Raw genomic sequence first — 20,111 nt, 5'->3', positions numbered from 1 at the left:
AAACCGGCCGCGAACGCCAGCAACAAGCCAGCGGCAAGAAGCCGGCGTCAGACCCTAGGGGGCCGACGCCGGCCCTACGCCGGTGGTCTACAAGCAGCCAACGGCCCGCAAGCAGCAACACTATTTATACACAAAGGGAATTCATGAAACGCATCAGCCTCACGCAATATCTGGTCGAAGAACAACGTTCGCACAACAGCATCCCGGCCGAATTGCGCCTGCTGATCGAAGTCGTCGCGCGCGCCTGCAAAACCATCAGCCACTCGGTGGGCAAGGGCGCGCTGGGCGACATCCTGGGCAGCGCCCACACGGAAAACATCCAGGGCGAAGTGCAGAAAAAACTCGACGTGATCTCCAACGAGATCCTGCTCGAAGCCAACGAATGGGGCGGCCACCTGGCGGCGATGGCGTCGGAGGAGATGGAATCGATCCACCCGATCCCGAACCGCTATCCGAAGGGCGAATACCTGCTGCTGTTCGACCCGCTCGACGGCTCCAGCAACATCGACGTCAACGTCTCGATCGGCACCATCTTCTCGGTGCTGAAGGCGGCCGACGGCATGGGCGAGGCGACCGAGGCGGACTTCATGCAGGCCGGCAGCAAGCAAGTGGCCGCCGGCTACGCCGTGTACGGCCCGCAGACGATGCTGGTGCTGACCACCGGCAACGGCGTCAACTGCTTTACCCTGGACCGCGAGATGGGCTCCTGGGTTCTGACGCAGAGCAATATGCAGATTCCCGCCGCGACCAAGGAATTCGCCATCAACGCGTCCAACGCGCGCCACTGGCACGAGCCGGTCAAACGCTACGTCGACGAACTGCTGGCCGGCGTCGACGGCGCCCGCGGCAGCAACTTCAACATGCGCTGGGTCGCCTCGATGGTCGCCGACGTGCACCGCATCCTGAACCGCGGCGGCATTTTCATGTACCCGGCCGACACGCGCGACACGGCGATGCCGGGCAAGCTGCGCCTGATGTACGAAGCCAACCCGATGGCTTTCATCGTCGAGCAGGCCGGCGGCGCGGCCACCGACGGCCAGGCGCGCATCATGGACATCGAACCGCACAAATTGCACCAGCGCGTGCCGGTGTTCCTCGGCTCGAAGGACGAAGTGGCGCGCGTTACCAGCTACCACAACGCCTAGTTCGACGGGCCGGGCGGCCCGTCCGGCGGCGCCGTACCGGGCCGGCAGAATTATTTGGCAAAAAAGTCGCATTGGCACTAGCGAAATTTCTGGAATGTTTGTTAGAATACGCGTCTTCGCCGTTGTAGCTCAGTTGGTAGAGCAGCACATTCGTAATGTGAAGGTCGCCAGTTCGATTCCGGCCAACGGCACCAGATATTCGCAGTGAAATCAAAAGGTTACAGGCTTCGGCTTGTAGCCTTTTTGTTTTTCGGCTTGTTTTTTTGTGTCGAGTAGGGCTGGTATAGGATTTACGCGAAGGTCGGCGATTCAATACGGGCAGGTGTTGCGAATAGTGGACCGCGCAGCGGTCGCCCCGGCCAACCTTTCCACCAGCGCCAGCACAGGCAACAAAAAGCCCCCCACATGGTAGGGCTTCGGGGGGGGGGGCGTCGCCACTTGATATTTATTAATATTTTATCAATCTGAAGTCCTCGTGCCTACTTGCCTGATGCGCACCGAAACTTGATTTCGGTCTTGCGGAAGCTCCCAAGGATGTATGGCGGCTGCGCGTCGTTCTCGCTGACCATCTCCATAGACTGCCCTTTCGCGCCGCAGAACTGCCCAGCCTCGCCGATGGCCTCTGCCTAGAGCGTTCCCATTCCGGAAAAGCCGGTCGCAGCCTGGCGCGACACGAAGTATGTATCCGAGCCCATAGCGACCACGCCGGAATTGCTGGCACACCCAACTAGTGCTGACAGTGCCGCAATCATCATTATAGTTTTCATTTTTCCTTAGTTGGAAAAAGTGTACCGTTACGCCAGTTACACGCACTTGAAAATCAAATCAACAGAGTGCATTCCCTCAGTCCAACTTGTGGCTGAGGCACTCTCGGCAACAATGTCCACGGTCTTGCCAGTTTTAGCGCACTCTTGGCTTGCATCAGAATATGCGGACCTCTTTGCAGAGGGGCCGCCGCCAGCCCCAGGTGATGCCCTCGTGTTCACTGTGAAGGTATCTCGGGCCGACTTAAGTACGCCAGACGACGACGCGCACCCAGACAGCACAATCATCATGCAGGCGATTCTTATTTTTGCATTGGTCCAGCCTCCCCGTCGTAACGTTATCAGTGTCCGGTTATATTGCCATATTGCAATAGCTGTTTGCCACGTGCAGGCGATTCAAAAAAGGTGAGGGACAAATCCTAAAAGGGTCGTCGCCTAGCCGGTCATATGCACCAAAATAGACCGGCAATTCTTTTGGCGCATAGTTCAGGCTAGGGGTTTCAGCTTCCCAAAGCTCAATATCTCGCATGTGTCGCCACTTATCCCAATTGGGCTGCTGCTGAGCTGGCGAATCTATTCGTATGCGCCCGCGACCGAATAACGGTTTGATAGGCTCTAGCGCTTTGCTTAACTGAGCCTGCTTTTTTGCCTCTGTCATCCACACCCCTTCAAGGCGTCATCCCTCATAAATCGGGGCACCAGTCAGGCCGGTGAAGGTTCCGGCTTTTCTCCCCGTCGGGATAGGCTGGCGCTTTTAATTGTGCTTGAGTCCGTCAGGCGGGAATTACACGATGCACAGCCAATTTCAAACCCACCGCATTGAACACCGCCAGCAGGGTCTTTATTGTCGGATTGCCTGTAGGCGAAAGCGCGCGGTAAAGGCTTTCGCGCGGAATACCTGCCCGTTCCGCAACAGCGGCCATTCCTTGTGCCTCGGCTACATGGCGCAATGCGGCCAGCAGCGCGGCTTGTCCGCCCGGCAGGTCGGCTTCGTCCAAGGCGGCGGCAAGGTATTCATCAGCAAAAACGGGGTCGTCGCGCAGCAGTTCTATCACTGCGTCGGCGTGCGGTCGAGATGTTTTGTTCATGATGTGTTTCTCCGGTTCCAGTCATCCCAATATGCCAATGCCGTATCTATGTCGGCCTGCTGCTTGCGCTTGTCGCCACCCAACAGCAACAACAGCAGCTTTTCACCAGCGCGGGCGTAATACACCCGATAGCCCGGCCCGTGGTCGATGCGCAGTTCCCACATGCCCCCGGCAATGGGCTTGCAGTCGCCAAAGTTGCCTGCCCCCATACGTTGAACCCGCACAAGAACCCGTGCACGGGCTTGGCGGTCGGCAAGACTTGCCAGCCATTCCTTGAAGGGGTCATGCCCATCAGTCGTCAGGTAGTCCGATATTTGATACATGTTTTTTGTGGATTATACGTTACAAATTCGAAAATTCAAGGCGTTTCAATTTACCGCCCGCAAGCCCGGCGCAACCGGCACAATGTCGATTCCGGCCTGCTCCAGCATGCAGGCTTCAATCTTGACGTGCCACATGCCAAGCAGCCGAGGGACGCCCGCTATGCCTTCGCCAGCCTGCCGCTCAGTTGCGGCTGCGCATGCTCAATGTTGTTTAAAACAAATATATTTTGGCGTATGCGCGCTAGCGCACATAGCGGGGTGAAAATAGCGAGGATAACAAAGGTACGGTCGAAAAACGTCGCCGCCCACTTGCCCGAACTGCGCGGCCGGTGGCGGGGGTGTTGCCAAGACCACCGCTCGCGCGCCGCCGTCAAGGGGCGTCAAATCACACCATAAAGGGATGCGCCATGAACGCTCTGAAGTTGCACATGAAAACACTACTCTGCTCTGTGGGGTTCCTCCTCACAGCGATGCTGGCCGGTTGCGGCGGCGGAGACCAAGGGCGCGACCCAATTCTGGGCTTGCCGGCCGCGGAACTGAGCAGCGTCACGGTCACGCCGGCAACGGCTTCCGTGCCGATCGGCGCCACCCAGCAATTTATCGCCACGGCAACCTACGCCGATGGCGCGTCCAAGGACGTGACCGCGTCGTCGACCTGGACCACGGCGAGCGCCGGCATCGCTGGCGTCAACGCCGGCAGCGGCCTGGCCACCGGCGTTGCCAGCGGCACGGCGAGTATCGGCGCCGCGTTTGGCGGCAAGAGCGGCGCGGCAACCTTGACGGTCACCCCGGCAACCTTGCTGTCGCTGGCGATCAGCCCGCCCAACCGCAGCATCGCGATCGACGGCCGGCTGCAATTCCAAGCCACGGGTACCTTTACCGATGGCACCACGCGCGACGTCACCGCGGCCTCGACGTTCACGTCCGCGACGCCGGCCTTTGCCAGCATCCTCGCCGGCGGCGCCGCCACCGGCGTGACGGCCGGCACCACGGTCATCAAAGCCCAGTCCGGCGCCTTGAGCGCCAGCACCAACCTGACCGTGACGAGCGCGACGCTCAGCGCCATCGCGGTCACGCCGACGAACGGCTCGATCGCCGCCGGCGCCACCCAGCAATTCACGGCCACCGCCACGTATAGCGACGCCAGCACCAGCGACGTGACCATCTATTCGACCTGGACCTCGGCCGCGACCAACGTCGCCACCGTCGGCAGCGCATCAGGCCTGGCCACCGGCGTCGCCCAAGGCGCCGCGCCGATCACGGCTACCTTCGCCGGCAAGAGCGATACCCAAACCTTGACGGTGACGGCCGCCACCGTGGTGTCGCTGGCGGTAACGCCCGCGAACGCCTCCATTGCCATCGACGGCGTGCAACAATTCACGGCGACGGCGACGTATAGCGACGGCAGCACCAGCAACGTCACGGCCGGCTCGACCTGGTCTTCGGCCAACACCAACGTGGCGACCGTGTTGCAAAACGGCATGGCCCACGGCGTTGCCAGCGGCACCTCCGTTATCATGGCCACGTTCCGCGGCAAGAGCGCCAGCCAAACCCTGACCGTGCGTCCGGCCACCCTGACGTCGATCGCGGTCACGCCGATCAACGCCGTCATCCCGGTCGGCGCCACCCGGCAATTCATGGCCACGGCCAGCTACAGCGACGGCACCACCAGCGACGTCACCGCCGCGTCGAACTGGAGCTCCGGCAACCTGGTCGTCGCCACCGTCAACAACGCCACCGGCGTGGCCACCGGCCGCAGCGGCGGCACGGCGCTGATCAGCGCCAGCTACAAGGGCAAGAACGACGCGCAAACACTGACCGTCACAGCGGCGCTGGGTCCGGCCGCCGTGATCCTCGGCGGCGCCGGCAATTTCGCGATTTTGAGCAAAACGGGCGTCACCAACGTGCCGACGTCTAGTGTTACCGGCAACGTCGGCACCAGCCCGATCAGCGGCGCCTTCATCGGCATTACCTGCACCGAAGTGAACGGCATCATTTACGCGGTCGACGCCGCCGGCCCGGCCTGCGCCGTGGCCGACCCGGTGCTGTTGACCGCCGCCGTCAGCGACCTGGAAACGGCGTATACCGACGCCGCCGGACGGCCCGCCGGTGTCGGTCCCTTCCTCAACCTGGGCGCCGGCACGGTGGCCAACCAAACGCTGGTGGCCGGCACCTATACCTGGGGCAGCAACGTTACGATCCCGACCAATCTGACCCTGGTCGGCGGTCCGAACGACGTGTGGATTTTCCAGATCAACGGCAAGCTGAACATCAGCCCGAACATGCGCGTCGTTTTGAGCGGCGGCGCGCAGGCCAAGAATATTTTCTGGCAAGTTACCGGCGCGGTCACACTGGACACCAACTCGCATTTCGAGGGTAACATCCTGGCCCAGACCAATATCGCGATGCTGACCGGCGCCTCGCTCAACGGCCGTACGCTGTCGCAAACGGCCACCACGCTGCAGCAAAACACGGTGGTTAAACCGGCCCCGTAAGGTCCCGGTCCGCGTGGCCGGCGCGTTGTTGCGCGCCGGCCAAGCCACCGCCATCCGCATCGTTGAAGCGACGCCGACGCCATCGGCGCTTCGTCCTATTTCTTGGAGCAAGACATGAAGCAACACACGAAACTAGTCAAATCCGTCACCTCGTTCGGCGTCATCGCCGGCGCGCTGCTAGCCAGCCAATGTGCCCACGCGGCCGACGAGTGGGTCAATCCCGACTGGGCCAATGCGGCCTGGTATATCGGCGCCGGCATCGGCCGTTCGCAGGCGAACATCGACGAAGAGCGCCTGAGCCGCAGCCTGATGGCCGGCGGCTCGACCGCCGTGCGTTTCGATTCGCGCGAACACGATACCGCCATCAAGCTGTATTTGGGCAAGCAACTGAACAAGAATTTCGCCGTGGAATTGGGTTACTTCGATCTCGGCAAGTTCGGTTTCAACGCCGTCACCGTCCCGGCCAGCCGGCTCAACGGCGACGTCAGTTTCCGCGGCGTGAACCTGGACTTGTTGGGCCAGTTTCCGCTGTCGCAGCGTTTTTCGGTGTACGGCCGCGTCGGCATGAATTACGCGCAGGCGCGCGCCCATTTCACCGGCAACCGCCTGTTCGCGGTGACCAACCCGAATCCAAGCGAGCGCAAGCTCAATCCAAAGGTGGGCGTGGGCCTGGAGTATAAATTCAGCGAAGCGTTGGCGATGCGCGCCGAACTTGAGCGCTACCGCGTCAACGACGCCGTCGGCAACCGCGGCGACGTCGATCTGCTCTCGTTCAACCTGGTGTATAAATTGGGCCGTCCGGCCTCGAGCGCGCCGGTGTACGTGGCAGCGCCCGAGCCGGCGCCGCTGCCGGTGGAGCCTACGCCGGTGCAGCCGCAGCCGCAACCGGCCCCGGTGGTCGTGTCGGAAAAGGTCAGCCTGGCGGCGGAAGCCTTGTTTGATTTCGACAAATCCGTGCTCAAGCCGGAAGGCAAGGCCGCGCTGGACGGTTTGCTGGCGCAACTGCAGGGCATGAACACGGAAGTGATGATCACGGTCGGCCACACCGACTCGGTCGGCAGCCCGCAGTACAATCAAAAACTGTCGATACGGCGCGCCGAGGCGGTCAAGGCTTACGTGGTGAGCAAGGGCCTCGACACGTCGCGCGTCTACACCGAGGGCAAGGGCGAAGCCCAGCCGCTCGCCGACAACAAGAGCGCCGAGGGCCGGGCGAAAAACCGCCGCGTCACCGTCGAGGTGGTCGGCACGCGCGGCAAGTAAGCGCGCCGTCCTGGCGCCGCAGGGGTATCGACAGACCCGTTCGCCGCAAGGCTGGCGGGTTTTTTCTCGTGTGGCGCGGCTGTCGATGGCAGGGAAACTGTCCAGACCGTAGTACCATCGGGCTTTTGCCGCCGCGCGCTGCGATAAGGCGGCGATACGCCTCAAAAGGTCAGCGTTTCGTTAGGGTATTTCATGTTTTCGACCAATGCACTGCTGCAAATGATCGCCGGGTTTTTTTTGATTCTCTTGGTGCCCGGGCCAACGAATACCTTGCTTTTGTCGTCGGGCATCAAGTTCGGCGTCGCGCGCTCGATTAACCTAATTGCCGCGGAAACATTGGGCTACCTGACGGCGATCTCCGCCTGGGGCTTCTTCCTGTTGGCGCTATCGCATTCCACGCCCGCCCTGGTGGTCGCCATTAAACTCCTGTGCGCCGTCTACATCGCTTATTTGGGCTGGCAAATGTGGCCCAGCCATCCAACCGCGGGCGGCGTCGACGGCAAGCGCATGACGTTTGCGTCGATGTACTGCGTGACGCTGCTCAATCCCAAGGCGATCCTGTTTGCCAGCGGCATCTTCCCGCTGGCGGCGTTTGCGTCGGCCGGGGTTTTTTTCGTCTGCGTCGCATGCTTTGTGCTGACGCTGGTGCCGGTGGCGCTGGGCTGGCTGTGCTTGGGGGCGAGCTTGAAGGGCGGCGGCGACGCGCCGGTCAAACCGGCGTTATTGCTGCGCTGCGCGTCGCTGGTCTTGCTGCTGTTTTCGGCTACGCTGGCGTACTCGGTTCTGATGGCGTAAGGCCGCTAATGCGAAGGCGCCGCGGCCGGGACGGTGGCGCCGTGTCGTTGCCGCGACAGCGGCACCGCCGCCGCCATGCGCCGGCACGCGTCGGCGCAGCGGCGGCAGGCCAGCGCGCAGTCCTGGCAATGCTGCATGGCATGCCTTGCGCATTCGTCGGCGCAGGCGTTGCAGGCGTCGACGCAGGCCCGGCAAACGGCGGCGGCCGATTCGCTGCCGCGCGCCATGAAGCCGGCCGCCAGCCGGCAGATCTGGGCGCAATCGACGTCGACGGCGATGCAGCGCGCCATCCTGGCGACGTCCGCTTCCGCCAGGCAGGATACCGCGCAGTGGTCGCAGGCGTTGGCGCACAGGTGGCAGGCGTCGATGCACGATTCAAACATTCGCTGGCTCATGGGCTTCTCCTGGTGTCGCGTGGGCCGGGGGGGGGGGGCGAACCCTTATGCTGCGCCCGATTGCGCCGTGCCGGCGCCACCTTGAGCGTTGGAAAGTCCGGCCGGCGCGCCGGCCTCAGGTTTTCAACGGCAGCGTGAAGCGGAAGGTGGTCAGCGCGTCGTTGGAGCTGACGGCCAGCGCGCCGCCGTGGCAGCGGGCGATTTCGGCCGCGATATACAGGCCCAGCCCAAGGCCGGCGGGCGCGTTCTCGGCGGCGCCGCGCCAGTAAGGCTGGAACAGGCGGGCGATCAGCTCCGGCGCAATGGCCGCGCCGCCGTTGCTGATTTCAACGCGCAGCACGTCGTCGGCGGCCAGCGCCGTCAGCGTGACCGGGCGCTCCGGCGCGCCGTGCACCAGCGCGTTGGTGAGCAGGTTCGACAACAGTTGCGCCAGCCTGACCCGGTCGCAAAAGATGATGGCTTGGATGTCGATCAGGCTGTCGATGGCGCGCAGCGGGAAGGCGCCGCGCAACTCGGCGACGACGTGCTCGAAGTCCGCCGCCAGCGCGTCGGTCGCCTTCAGGTTCAGCGGAATGCCGCCGCCCATCCGGCCGCGGGCGAAGTCGAGCACGTCGTCGACCAGCGCCGCAATGCGGTAGCCGCTGCGGCGCATGCGCTCGACGGTGAAGCGGGTCTGCTCGTCGAGCGGCTTGCGCAGCAGGATGTCGGTGCCGCCGATGATCGACCCCAGCGGCGTGCGCAGGTCGTGGCCCAGCACGGCGATGAATTGTTCGCGCAGCTCGGCGGTGGCGCGGGCGTCGAGCAGGGCGGCCTCGCTGGCGCCCCAGCGGCTTTCGCCCTCCAGTTGCTGGGATATCAAGTCGGCCAGCAGTGTCAGGGTGCCCAGCGTGTGCGGATCGGCCACTTTGGCCGGCTTCGGGTCGAGCGCGCACAGCGTGCCGAAGTAGTCGCCGTTGGCGCGGTACAGCGGCAGCGAGACATAGCTTTCAAAGCCGTACAGGCGCGGCGTGATGTGTCCGCTAAAGTGCGGGTCGACGCTGGCGTGGTCGATGGCGATGGCGCCGCCGCCGATGCGCACCTCGTTGCACAGCGTGGTGTCGAGTTGCAGCTGGTCGCCCGCCTTCATGCCGAAATCGATCTGGTCGAGCACGGCGCAGGCGGTCCACGATTCGCTGGTGACCCGGGCCACGCAGGCGAAGCGCAGGCCGGTGATGCGCGACATCAGTTGCAGGATCGTCGGGACGGCGCCGATGGCGGCGATGGCGGCGATGTCGGCCGCAAGCGGGGTGCTCATGTCTTGGTTCAAAGTCATGTTGTTCCTGGTTGCGGCGGACGCCGGCGCGGCGATAAGGCAGCGCCCATTTTATCCCGGTTTCGGCGCCGCTTCGCACCGCACCGCACCTCGCGCGCGACTTTCACGGGCCGGCGCGGTCGGCCACGCTGGCCACGGTGGCGATCAACTCGCCGGGCTCGACCGGCTTGGCGACGTGCGCCAGGTAGCCGGCGCGCAAGGCCCGGGTGCGGTCCTCCGAGCGGGCGAACGCGGTCAGCGCAATAGCCGGCACCTTGCCGCCGCGTTCGGCGCCCAGCGCCCGCACGCGGCGCAGCAACTCGTAGCCGTCGACGTCGGGCATGCCGATGTCGCTGATGAGCACGTGGGGACGTTCGCGCTCCAGCAGCGCCAGCGTATCGGCCGCCGACGCGGCGGTGACGACCTCGGCGTGGCATTCCTCCAGCAGGCGCCGCACCAGGTCGCGGGTGTCCGGCTCGTCGTCGACCACCAGCACCTTGATACCGCTCAGGTTGGCCGGCGCGAACGGCGGCGCCGGGCAGATTTCCGTGCCCGGCTGCACCCGGCCGCCGCTGTAGAGGCTGCGCCGCAGCGCCATGACCGGCAGGCACACGGTAAACGTCGCGCCCAGTCCGCTGCCGGCGCTGCGCGCCTGCACGGTGCCGCCGTGCAACTCCACCAGGCTCTTGACGATCGACAGGCCCAGGCCCAGGCCGCCATAGTGGCGCGTGGTCGAGCCGTCGGCCTGGCGGAAGCGGTCGAACACGTGGGCCAGGAATTCGGGCGCGATGCCGGCGCCGGTGTCGGCCACGCTCAGTTCAATGTGCGAGTTGACGCGTTCGAGCAGCAGTTGCACTTCGCCGTTCTTGGGGGTGAACTTGATGGCGTTGGTGAGCAGGTTCCACAACACCTGTTGCAGCCGGTTCGGGTCGCCCGAGACGGCGCCGGCGGACGGGTCGAGCAAGAGTTTCAGGCCGATGCCCTTGGCGTGCGCCGCCGGGCGCACCGTGTCGATGGCGGCGTGGATGACGCCGAGCAGCTCGACCGGCTGCACGTCCAGGCGCACCTTGCCGGAACTGATGCGGCCCATGTCGAGCAAATCCTCGACCAGCCGCGCCTGCAGGCGGGCGTTGCGTTCAATGGTTTCCAAGCCGCGCGTCAGGTCGCTCTGGCTTTTCGGCCCGGCGCGCAGGATCTGCGACCAGCCGAGGATGGCCCCGAGCGGCGTGCGCAATTCGTGCGACAGCGTCGTCAGGAACTCGTCCTTGACCGCGCTCAGGCGTTCCGCCTCGGAGCGCGCCGCCCGCTCGGAGGCGAGCAGCAGTTCGCGTTCGCGCGCCGACTGTTGCGCCGCCGCGTACAGCCTGGCGTTGTCGATGGCTACCGCCGCCTGCGCCGCCACGGCGACGATCAGGCGCTCGGTGCGGGCGGTAAACACCGCCGCCGCCGCGTGGCCGAAACACAGGCCGCCCAGCACGTCGCCCTGGCGCGACAGCACCGGCACCGCCAGGTAGGCGCGCAGCGGCGCCGGCGCGCCGTCGTGCCAGGCGGCGCCGACGTCGTCGTGGCGGATCGCCGCGTGGCCGTCCAGGGTGGCCTGGAACAGGCCGGCGGCGCCGGGGCGGCCGAAGCGGGCGAACGGGTTCGGCGCCGGCCCGGCCAGTTTGCACCGGGTGCCCGCCTCGCCCCGTTCGTCGCGGCTAATGTAGCAAAAGGCGCCGAACTGCGCGCCGCTCAGTTCGGTGGTGGCGTCGACGACCGCCTGCAGCAATTCCTCGACGTTGAGCTTGGACGCCAGCATCGCCCCGGTTTCATTGAGCCGTTCCAGGATCAAGGTTTCGTCGCGCAAGGCCGCCTCGGTGCGGCGCCACGCGGTGATGTCGCGAAAGCTCCAGACGCGGCCCTGTTCGGCGCCGTTGACGTATTGCACCTTGGAATAGCGCTCGAAGGCGCGGCCGTCGGCCAGTTCCAGCAGGTCGTAGCTTTCCGGCAGCGACGAGGCGTCGATCTCGCGCACCCGCGCCAGGAACGCCTGCGGCGCCGCGAACTGCGCGCTGACCGCCGCCATCACGCGCGCGTAGTCGCCCGCCAGCATCAGCTCGGGCGCCAGGCCCAGCATGGCGACGAAACGCCGGTTGAAGGCGGTGATGCGCAGCGCCGCGTCGACCGCCGCGATGCCGTCGGTGGTCGATTCCAGCGTCGCCACGGTGGTCGCCAGCGACGTCGCCAGTTGCTCGGAGCGCATTTCCAAATCTTCCTTGGCTTTCAGCAAGGCCGCTTCGGCGCGCTGGCGCGCCAGGAAAATGCTTTGCGCGTTTTGCAGGGCGACCGAGCGCAACAGGGCGTCCTCGTCCTCCTGTTTCATGGCGCGGCGGCGCCGAGTACCGCCGCGGCCATCGCCGTGCCCAGCACGCGCGCGCGGATCTTGGCGAAGGCGGTCTCGCGGCTGGTGGTGGTGTCGTCGCAAAACGGCGAGAAGCCGCAATCGTCGGTGGTGCCGAGCTGGGCCAGGGGGAGGTAGCGGGCCGCCTCGAGCACCCGCTCGCACACCTCTTCCGGCGTTTCGATGCGCGGGTCGATCGGCGCGACCACGCCGACGAAGACGCGCTGGTTCGGCTTCAGGTAGCGGCGGATGATCTTGAGCACGCGTACGCGGTCCGGCTCGCCGGCCAGGGCGATGTAGAAACTGCCGACGCGCAGTTCAAACAGGCTCGGCAGCAGATCCGCGTAGTCGACGTCGGCGCTGTGGGTCGAGTCGCGGTCGCTGCCGGGGCAGGTGTGTACGCCGATGCGCTGGCGCTCCTGCTCCGAAAAGCGCGCCAGCGCCAGGTTGTTCAAGTCGATGAAGCTGTTCAGCAAGTCGCCGCTGGGGTCGAGCTTGACCGCCAGGCGCGCCTCGGTGAAGTCGATCTGCACCTTGTAGGCGCCCTTGGCCAGGCAGTTGCGCACTTCCTTTTCATGTTCGCCCAGCAGGTCGGCGATGAAGGCGTCGCGCGAGTAGCCGGGGATGCCCTCGGCCGGATACATCAGGCTCAGCGCCGACGGCGAAATGACCGCCTGCTTGACCGGCACGCGGGCGTGGCGCATGGCCACTTCCAGATAGCTGTCGGCGTAGCGCTGGTAGCGGAACGGCCCGCGCGTCAGGCGCGGCATGCGCCGCGTGTGGCCGGCCGAGAAGGGGATTTTAAAGCCCTCGGCGTCGGTGTTGGGCAGGCCGTGCACGCAGTAGGTCCAGAAATTATGGTACTTGCGCTGCTCGCCGTCGGTGATGACGGGCGAACCGGTCGCCTCGAACAGCGCCACGGTGTCGCGGATGGCGGCGTCGTACAGCCGCTCCAGGTCGGCGCCGGCGCCGCCCCGCTGGACCGCGTCGATCAGTTCGATGGGGCGGGGGATACTGCCAATTGGCTCTGTTGGAATCAGCAAGATATTTTTCCGGAAATACGAGGTTCGATATGGAAAGTCGAGCGCGCCGGGCGTGGCGCGGCGCAACGGCCGCTTGTTTGATTGTACATACTTGTGCTTGTTTAGGTTAACAACGCGTTCAAGCGTGACGCCGCCGTCACAGCAGCTTGTCGGGCGTGATCGGCAGCGCGCGCACGCGCGTGCCGGTGGCGTGGAAGATGGCGTTGGCCACCGCCGCGGCGACCCCGACGATGCCGATTTCGCCCAGGCCCTTGGCCCCCAGCGGGTTGACGATGTCGTCCTTTTCCTCGACAAAAATGACTTCGATGTCGTGGATGTCGGCGTGCACCGGAATGTGGTATTCGGCCAGGCTGTGGTTCATGTAGCGCCCCAGCACGTGGTCGGTTGCGCTGTGCTCCATCAAGGCCATGCCGATGCCCCAGACGACGCCGCCGAGGATCTGGCTGCGCGCCGTTTTCGGGTTCAAGATGCGCCCGCCGGCGACCGCGCTGACCACCCGCGTCACCCGCACCGTGCCCAGGTCGCGGTCCACCGTCACCTCGACGAACACCGCCGAATGGGTGCTGCGGTTGTAGCGCAGGTGCTTCGGCGACGGCAGCGTCTTGGCGCTGTCCTCCAGGCTGGCCAGGCCGGCGTGGCGCATCGCCTCGACCAGCGTCACGGCGCGCCCGGCGTCGGCCTTCAGGTAGATCGCGCCGCCGGCGAATTCGACGTCCTCCAGCAGCGCGCCCGACAGCGGCGAGCGCGGCACCTGCCTGGCCAGGCGCAGCAGTTTCCTAGCCAGCTTCAGGCAGGCCGCCTGCACCGCCGTGCCGACCGAGGCGACGGTAAACGAGCCGCCCTGCAGCGGCGCCTTCGGCAAGGCCGAGTCGCCCAGCGCGAACGTCACGTCGGCCGCCGCCAGGCCCAGCGTGGCGGCGGCGATTTGCGTCATCACGGTGACGGTGCCGGTGCCGATGTCGGCGCTGGCGCTGGAAACGCTCAGCTTGCCGTCGGCGCCCAGCACCGCGCGCGCCTGCGCCGGCAGTTGGTGCGCGCCCCAGATGCCGGCCGCCATGCCCCAGCCGACCAGCTGCTGGCTGGCCTGCAGCGTGCGCGGCGCCCGCGGCCGCCGGTTCCAGCCGAAATGCGCGGCGCCCTGGGCGAAGCAGGCGCGCAATTCCTTGCTGGAGAAGGGCTGGTCGCGGTTCTGGTCGCGTTCCGTGTAGTTCTTCAGGCGCAGCTCGAGCGGGTCCATGTCCAGCGCGTGGGCCAGCTCGTCGATCGCGCATTCCAGCGCGAAGCAGCCGCTGACGCCGCCCGGGGCGCGCATGTCGAGCGGCGTGTGGACGTCCAGCGCCACCAGGCGGTGGGCGTAGGCCACGTTGGCGCAGCGGTACATCTGGCCGGCCACGTCGACCACGTTTTCGGTGTAGTCCTCGCAGCGCGAGGTTTCCGCGATGGCTTCGTGGCGCAGCGCCAGCAGGGTGCCGTCGGCGGCCGCGCCCAGCGCCAGCCGCTGCACGGTTTCCGGGCGGTGGCCGAAGGAAAACATCTGCTGGCGCGTCAACGCCAGCTTGACCGGGCGTTGCAGCGCCAGCGCCGCCATCACCGCCAGGAACAATTGGTGCTGCGGCCGCAGCCCGGAGCCGAAGGCGCCGCCGACGAAGGCCGACTTCACGCGCACCCGCTCGGGCGCCAGGCCGAACACCTTGCAGACGTAGTTCTGGCTGTTCAGCGGGCCCTGGGTCTTGTCGTAGATGGTCAGGCCGCCGTCGGCTTCGACGATGACGGTCGAGGCGTGCATTTCCATCGGGTTGTGGTGCTGGGCCGCGTGGCGGTACTCGGCCTCGACCTGCACGGCGGCGGCGCCGAAGGCGGCGTCGAAGTCGCCGCGCGGCGCCGGCAGCGCGAAGCCGGCCTTGGTCTTGCCCGGCGCGTAGGCGCTGCCGCGCTGGTGTTCCAGGTTGGTGCCGTGGCGCCAGCGCTGGTAGTCGACCCGCACCAGCGCCGCGCCCTGGCGCGCCGCCTCGAAGGAGTCGGCCAGCACCAGCGCCACCGGCTGGCCGCTGTAGCGCACGATGTCGTCGTAGAGCGGGCGGAACGGCGAGCCCGGCGGCGCGTCGTCGTCGCGGTAGTTGCGGTCGAACCAGGCCGGCGTCGGCCGGTTCAGGTGGGTCAGGACGTGCGCCACGCCGGGTACCGCCAGCGCCTGCTCGGTGGCGATGGCGCTGACGCGCCCGCGCGCGATGCTGCTCGAGACGATGTAGCCGTAGGCCACGCCGGGCACGGCGATTTCGGCCACGTAGCGCGCCGCGCCGGTGACTTTGCCGCGGCCGTCGGTGCGGCTCAGCGGCCGTCCCAGCTGGCTGGCGGCGGCGCTGTCGCCGGCGCCGCCGGCGTGGTTCGCGGCGTTGTTCACAGCGTGGTTCATGGCGCCTCCTTCGCGGCCGTGGCCTGCTCCAGCGCGCGCACCACGGCGCGCGCCGCCATCTCGATCTTATACGTGTTGTCGGACAGGCCGGCGGCGCCGCGCAGCAGCCTTTGCGCGGCGTCGCGGAAGGCTTCCCGGTCGGGGCTGCGGCCCCGCAACAGCTGTTCGGCGGCGGCGTCGCGCCACGGTTTGTGCGCCACGCCGCCGAGCGCGATGCGCACCTCGCCCAGCACGCCGTCCTTGAGTTCCAGCGCGACGCCGGCCGACACCAGCGCGAACGCGTACGAGCTGCGCTCGCGCACCTTGACGTAGGCGCTGCGCCGCGCCGCGCCGGCCGGCGGCAGCAGCAGCGCGGTGATGATTTCATCGCGCGCCAGATTGGTGTCGCGTTCCGGCGTGTCGCCGGGCAGGCGGTGGAACTGCCCGAACGGTATCGCCCGCGGCCCGTTCGGCCCGAGCACCTCGACCGTGGCGTCGAGCGCGGCCAGGGCCACGCACATGTCGGACGGGTGCACCGCGACGCAGTGCGCGCTGGCGCCGAGGATGGCGTGGATGCGGTTCATGCCGCCGATGGCCGGGCAGCCGGAGCCGGGTTCGCGCTTGTTGCAGGGCGTGCCGACGTCGTAGAAATAGTAGCAGCGGGTGCGCTGCATCAGGTTGCCGCCAGCGCTGGCCATGTTGCGCAACTGCGCCGAGGCGCCGGCCAGGATGGCGCTGGCCAGCAGCGGGTAGTCGGCGCGCACGCGCGGGTGGCTGGCGGTGTCGGCGTTGCTGGCCAGCGCGCCGATGCGCAGGCCGCCGTCGGGCGTGGCGTCGATGCCGGCCAGCGGCAGCCGGCCGATGTGGATCAGCTGGCCGGGCCGGCTGACGTTTTCCTTCATCAGGTCGAGCATGTTGGTGCCGCCGGCGATCAGCGCGGCGTCGCCGCGCGCGGCCAGGCGGCGCACGGCGTCGGGCAGGTCGCGCGCCACCTCCCAGTCGAAGTCATGCATCGCGTTCGCCCCGCGCGCCCGATTGCAGCACCTGCATGATCGCCGCGACGATGTTCGGGTAGGCGCCGCAGCGGCACAGATTGCCGCTCATCAGTTCGCGCACCTCGTCGGCCGTGCGCGCCTGGTTCTCGATGAGCAAACCCTGCGCCGAGCAGATTTGCCCCGGCGTGCAGTAGCCGCATTGGAAGGCGTCGTGGTCGAGGAAGGCTTGTTGCAGCGGGTGCAATTGCTCGCCGCGGGCCAGGCCCTCGATGGTGGTGACGTCGGCGCCGTCGTGCATCAGCGCCAGGGTCAGGCAGGAATTGATGCGCTTGCCGTTGACCAGCACGGTGCAGGCGCCGCACTGGCCGTGGTCGCAGCCCTTCTTGGTGCCGGTCAATTGCAGCTTCTCGCGCAAGACGTCGAGCAGGGTGCAGGCGGGGCGCAGCGACAGCGCGGTCGGCGCGCCGTTGACGCGCATGCTCATGCCGATATCGTTATTTGTCATGGCGTTTGTCCTTGTTGTCGATGTGCTCAACGGCCCGTCGTGGTGGTAAAGCGTGTCTGGAATGGCCAAGCTGCCACATTAAAGGACGAGGCCGCTGCTGTATGTACGCTGTCACACCTACGCCTGACGACGCGCGCGCCGAAAGGATTTCCGAAGGCCGGCTTATTCCGCGGGGCGCAAGCCGGCAACGTTGGCGCGGACCGCCAGCGCGTTCGGCAGCGCGGCGCCGGCGGCGGTGTTGTCGAAGACGACCCAGGCCGCGTCGCCGGCGCGGGCGCCGGCGGCCAGTTGCTCGGCCAGTCGCCGCAGGAAGTCGTCCGGGTAGGACGAGTAGTACACCCGCGGATTGCCGTGCAGGCGGGTGTAGGAGGCGGCGGTGGTGGGCGCGTGCGCACCCGGCTGGCCCTTGGGCGGGTCGGCGGCGACGCGGGTCACCGCGTGGCGCCGCAGCAGCGCGCCGGCGGCGTCGGCGAACCAGCTCGCATGCCGCGCTTCGCAGGCGATCATGCAGTCGAAGCTGTCGCGCAGGCGCGCCATGAAGTCGGCGGCGCCGGCCGGGTGGAACGCCAGGCTGGGCGGCAATTGCACCAGCACGCAGCCGAGCTTGTCTTGCAATTCGCCGACCTGGCCGGCGAATTGCGCCAGCGGCGCGGCAATGTCGCTCAGCCGCCGTTCATGCGTGATGGCGCGCGGCAGCTTGACCGAAAAGCGAAACGCCGGCGGCACGCTGTCGCGCCAGCGCGCATAGGTTTTGGGCTGGTGCGGACGGTAGAAGGAGGAGTTGATTTCGACGGCGCCGAAGACGGCCGCGTAGCGTTCGAGCTGGCTGCCGTGGGCGGGGAAGAGCGGCGCGGCGTCGCGCGCGATGCTCCAGCCGGCGGTGCCGACCAGGTCGCTGCCTGGCCGCGCCGGGGTGCCGCGGTGTGCCGCGCCGTCATGTTCGTTGGGCTGATCCATGAGGCGAGGTATACACGATTTCTCGCCGGCGCGGCGCGGCGCAAGGCCGTGCCGCGCCGCAGTGCATCAATAGCTGGTCAGCGGCGACAGCTGGCCGCCTTTGAACGTGAAGATCGTCACCGGCGATTGCTTCATGTCGCCGTGGGCGTCGAACGCGTAGTTGCCCGCCACGCCCTTGTACGAGATGGCGGCGATGGTCGGGCCGACTTTGACCGGATCGATCGAATTGGCTTTTTGCATCGCTTGCGCGTACAGCATGGTGGCGTCGTAGAACGAGGCGGCGTAGACGTCGGCGTTCTGGTTGAAACGCTTCTGGAAGCGCGCCTTGAAGGCCGGGCCGTTGGCGGCCTTGTCGAGGATGGCGCCGCCTTGCGAGCACAGCACGTTTTCGCCGACGGCGTCGCCGCCCAGGTTGCCCATCTCGGCGGTGCAGATGGTGTCGCCGCCCAGCAGCTTGGCGTTGATGCCCAGCTGTTTCATCTGGCGTGCCATCGGCGCGCCCTGTGGCGCGTAGCCGCCGAAGAAGATCGCTTCGACGTTCTTGGCCTTCAGCTTGGTCAGGATCGAGGTGAAGTCGAACGACTTGTCGGTGGTGAATTCGTGGCCGGCGACCGTCAGGCCGGACAGCTTGGCCTGCTTCTTGAACTCTTCGGCCACGCCTTGGCCGAAGGCGGTGCGGTCGTCGATCACGGCGACGGTCTTGAGCTTCATTTCCTTGGCCGCGTACAGGGCCATTTTCGAACCCAGCTGGGTGTCGCTGGCGTTTACGCGGAACAGGTTCTTGTAACCTTGCTGGGTGATTTTCGGGTTCGAGGCGACGGTGGCGATGATCACGCCGGCGTCGTTGTAGGCGCGCGAGGCCGGCACCGTGACGCCCGAGTTGTACGGGCCGACCACGTATTTGACGCCGCTGTCGATCAGCTTCTGCGCCGCCGCTACGCCGGCCTTCGGATCGCCCTGGTCGTCTTCCGATATCAGTTCGAATTTGATTTTCTTGCCGGCCACGGTGATCGGCTTGGCGTTGAGTTCCTCGATCGCCAGGCGGACGCCGTTTTCATTGTCCTTACCGGAAAACGCTTGCGAACCCGACAACGGGCCGCTGTGGCCGATTTTGACGACGGTTTCTTGCGCGACGGCGCCGGCGGCTACGCTCAACAGGGCGGCTGCGCCCACAATGTGTTTGATGTTCATTTGCTCTCCAGATAGTAAAAGTGCAGGCCAGCCGGTGAGGGTATCGATGGCAGGCCCGGCGCCGTAAAAGATAATGCACGGAACTGAATTATGCTCAATATCCGGGCGTATTATTGTGTTATTTGAGGCCGGTTGCGCATTGTTTTCCACGGTTTTTACGTGAAACGTCGTATTTTTGCGAATTTTATTCCGTTTGGTACAAAGCGGTGCAGGCGGCCTGCCGACCGATTTGCTATTCCGGCAAGTCCCACGGCGGCGCGGACACTGGCGCGCGCCTTCGACGGGGGATCTTTTCGTGCATGCCCTTGTTTGTTAGACAGCGCACGGTGGCGCCATCGCGGCGGCGGTATTGTTGAGCCTCAATATTGCTTAGCCGATATTGATGAACGGAAGAAGCCGTCGTCCTTGATGGCGGACAAACGCCGTCAGCGTGGCTTGATATGCCGCAGTGCGGGTCCTTCTTTCTATTTTCTTTCGCAGGCAAACAGAGAAAAATCGTGAGACCGGTTACGAACCGTTGTCATGAATGGACTCTTCTTTATCAAAGGAAATCAACATGAACACGAACGAAAAAACCGGATTTGACCGCGACGCCCTGAGCGCCATTGGCAAGGACAGCCGCGCCGATCTGCACGGCGCGATCGACAAGGCGGCCGAGAAGGCGCAGCCGTTCGCCGACCGCCTGGCCAGCAGCGCCCACAACGGCGTCGACCAGGTCAGCGCCAAGGTCGGCCAGATCGGCGACAAGATGAGCCAGGTCGGCGAGCAGGTCGGCGCGGCCTCGGCCTCGCTGGCCGAGCGCGGCAAGCAGGCCGGCGAGGCCTACCAGCGTATCGCCGAAACCGGGCGCGGCTATGTGCGCGGCAGCCCGGCGGTGTCGCTGCTGGTGGCGCTGGCGGCCGGCTATGGCCTGTCCAAACTGATCGGCTCGCGCAAGTAGCCGCGGGCGGGAATGCCGGCGTTACGCCATGCGGCGATCCGGCCCGACGGCGCGGCGGCGCCGGCCGGACATGAGAAACAACGAGAACAGCATGCGTGTCAATCCCTCTGCCCGGCGCCGGCCATGCCGGTCCGGGCAGTATCTTTAAG

The 20,111-nt window shown here is 66.1% G+C and carries 17 protein-coding genes and 1 tRNA gene; 6 read left to right on the top strand and 12 right to left on the bottom strand.

Annotation, left to right across the window (positions count from 1 at the left end; all coding sequences use genetic code 11):
- The first annotated feature begins 143 nt into the window (after positions 1-143).
- Positions 144-1,145, top strand: a complete 1,002-nt coding sequence (locus JANGC3_RS0114010) for a class 1 fructose-bisphosphatase (protein ID WP_017877116.1) — start codon at positions 144-146, stop codon at positions 1,143-1,145.
- Between the two features lie 118 nt (positions 1,146-1,263).
- A tRNA-Thr gene (locus tag JANGC3_RS0114005) sits at positions 1,264-1,339 on the top strand.
- 922 nt (positions 1,340-2,261) lie between these two features.
- Here JANGC3_RS0114005 and JANGC3_RS32725 read toward each other — a convergent pair.
- From JANGC3_RS32725 to JANGC3_RS0114000, 3 genes are all read right to left on the bottom strand, one after another.
- The gene (locus JANGC3_RS32725; protein ID WP_157406635.1) at positions 2,262-2,567 is read right to left on the bottom strand and encodes a hypothetical protein; all 306 of its coding nucleotides are present in this window, start codon (positions 2,565-2,567) and stop codon (positions 2,262-2,264) included.
- Positions 2,568-2,682: 115 nt separating this feature from the next.
- Positions 2,683-2,997 carry an addiction module antidote protein gene (locus JANGC3_RS31615; protein WP_081611862.1) on the bottom strand — a complete coding sequence of 105 codons (315 nt, stop codon included), beginning with the start codon at positions 2,995-2,997 and terminating at the stop codon, positions 2,683-2,685.
- Positions 2,994-3,320 (bottom strand): type II toxin-antitoxin system RelE/ParE family toxin, encoded by a 327-nt coding sequence (locus JANGC3_RS0114000; protein ID WP_017877115.1) that lies wholly within the window; start codon positions 3,318-3,320, stop codon positions 2,994-2,996. Before JANGC3_RS0114000 ends, JANGC3_RS31615 begins: the two co-directional genes overlap by 4 nt.
- A 428-nt stretch (positions 3,321-3,748) precedes the next feature.
- Between JANGC3_RS0114000 and JANGC3_RS29340 the strand changes: the two genes are divergently transcribed.
- From JANGC3_RS29340 to JANGC3_RS0113980, 3 genes are all read left to right on the top strand, one after another.
- Positions 3,749-5,815 carry an ice-binding family protein gene (locus JANGC3_RS29340; RefSeq protein WP_198292025.1) on the top strand — a complete coding sequence of 689 codons (2,067 nt, stop codon included), beginning with the start codon at positions 3,749-3,751 and terminating at the stop codon, positions 5,813-5,815.
- A gap of 114 nt (positions 5,816-5,929) precedes the next feature.
- The gene (locus tag JANGC3_RS0113985) at positions 5,930-7,075 is read left to right on the top strand and encodes an OmpA family protein (RefSeq protein ID WP_017877114.1); all 1,146 of its coding nucleotides are present in this window, start codon (positions 5,930-5,932) and stop codon (positions 7,073-7,075) included.
- A 219-nt stretch (positions 7,076-7,294) separates the two neighbouring features.
- Positions 7,295-7,870 (top strand): LysE family translocator, encoded by a 576-nt coding sequence (locus tag JANGC3_RS0113980; RefSeq protein ID WP_081612008.1) that lies wholly within the window; start codon positions 7,295-7,297, stop codon positions 7,868-7,870.
- Positions 7,871-7,875: 5 nt separating this feature from the next.
- Here JANGC3_RS0113980 and JANGC3_RS29335 read toward each other — a convergent pair whose 3' ends face one another.
- From JANGC3_RS29335 to JANGC3_RS0113935, 9 genes are all read right to left on the bottom strand, one after another.
- On the bottom strand, positions 7,876-8,265 hold the full coding sequence (locus tag JANGC3_RS29335; RefSeq protein ID WP_051068306.1) for a four-helix bundle copper-binding protein: 390 nt from the start codon (positions 8,263-8,265) through the stop codon (positions 7,876-7,878).
- 115 nt (positions 8,266-8,380) lie between these two features.
- On the bottom strand, positions 8,381-9,577 hold the full coding sequence (locus JANGC3_RS0113970; protein WP_232429705.1) for a sensor histidine kinase: 1,197 nt from the start codon (positions 9,575-9,577) through the stop codon (positions 8,381-8,383).
- Between the two features lie 103 nt (positions 9,578-9,680).
- Positions 9,681-11,921, bottom strand: a complete 2,241-nt coding sequence (locus tag JANGC3_RS0113965) for a hybrid sensor histidine kinase/response regulator (protein ID WP_017877110.1) — start codon at positions 11,919-11,921, stop codon at positions 9,681-9,683.
- A complete protein-coding gene (locus JANGC3_RS0113960; protein ID WP_017877109.1) occupies positions 11,918-12,982 on the bottom strand; it encodes a cobalamin-independent methionine synthase II family protein in 1,065 nt (354 codons plus the stop codon). Before JANGC3_RS0113960 ends, JANGC3_RS0113965 begins: the two co-directional genes overlap by 4 nt.
- Before the next feature lie 136 nt (positions 12,983-13,118).
- Complete coding sequence (locus JANGC3_RS0113955) at positions 13,119-15,395, bottom strand: xanthine dehydrogenase family protein molybdopterin-binding subunit (protein ID WP_081611860.1); 2,277 nt, start codon at positions 15,393-15,395, stop codon at positions 13,119-13,121.
- A complete protein-coding gene (locus tag JANGC3_RS0113950; protein WP_017877107.1) occupies positions 15,392-16,387 on the bottom strand; it encodes an FAD binding domain-containing protein in 996 nt (331 codons plus the stop codon). The genes JANGC3_RS0113955 and JANGC3_RS0113950 overlap by 4 nt, the downstream gene beginning before the upstream one ends.
- Entirely contained in the window at positions 16,380-16,874 is a 495-nt protein-coding gene (locus JANGC3_RS0113945; protein ID WP_017877106.1) for a (2Fe-2S)-binding protein, read from the bottom strand. Before JANGC3_RS0113945 ends, JANGC3_RS0113950 begins: the two co-directional genes overlap by 8 nt.
- A gap of 162 nt (positions 16,875-17,036) precedes the next feature.
- Complete coding sequence (locus JANGC3_RS0113940; protein ID WP_017877105.1) at positions 17,037-17,831, bottom strand: DUF72 domain-containing protein; 795 nt, start codon at positions 17,829-17,831, stop codon at positions 17,037-17,039.
- A 66-nt stretch (positions 17,832-17,897) separates the two neighbouring features.
- Positions 17,898-19,022 (bottom strand): branched-chain amino acid ABC transporter substrate-binding protein, encoded by a 1,125-nt coding sequence (locus JANGC3_RS0113935; protein WP_017877104.1) that lies wholly within the window; start codon positions 19,020-19,022, stop codon positions 17,898-17,900.
- 556 nt (positions 19,023-19,578) lie between these two features.
- On the opposite strand from JANGC3_RS0113935, the gene JANGC3_RS0113930 reads away from it, so the two are divergent.
- A complete protein-coding gene (locus tag JANGC3_RS0113930; RefSeq protein WP_017877103.1) occupies positions 19,579-19,962 on the top strand; it encodes a hypothetical protein in 384 nt (127 codons plus the stop codon).
- Positions 19,963-20,111 lie beyond the last annotated feature (149 nt).

Origin of the sequence: Janthinobacterium sp. CG3, from assembly GCF_000344615.1 — a bacterium.
Lineage (GTDB): Bacteria > Pseudomonadota > Gammaproteobacteria > Burkholderiales > Burkholderiaceae_D > Janthinobacterium.
This window is presented reverse-complemented; position numbering and strand designations above follow the sequence as displayed.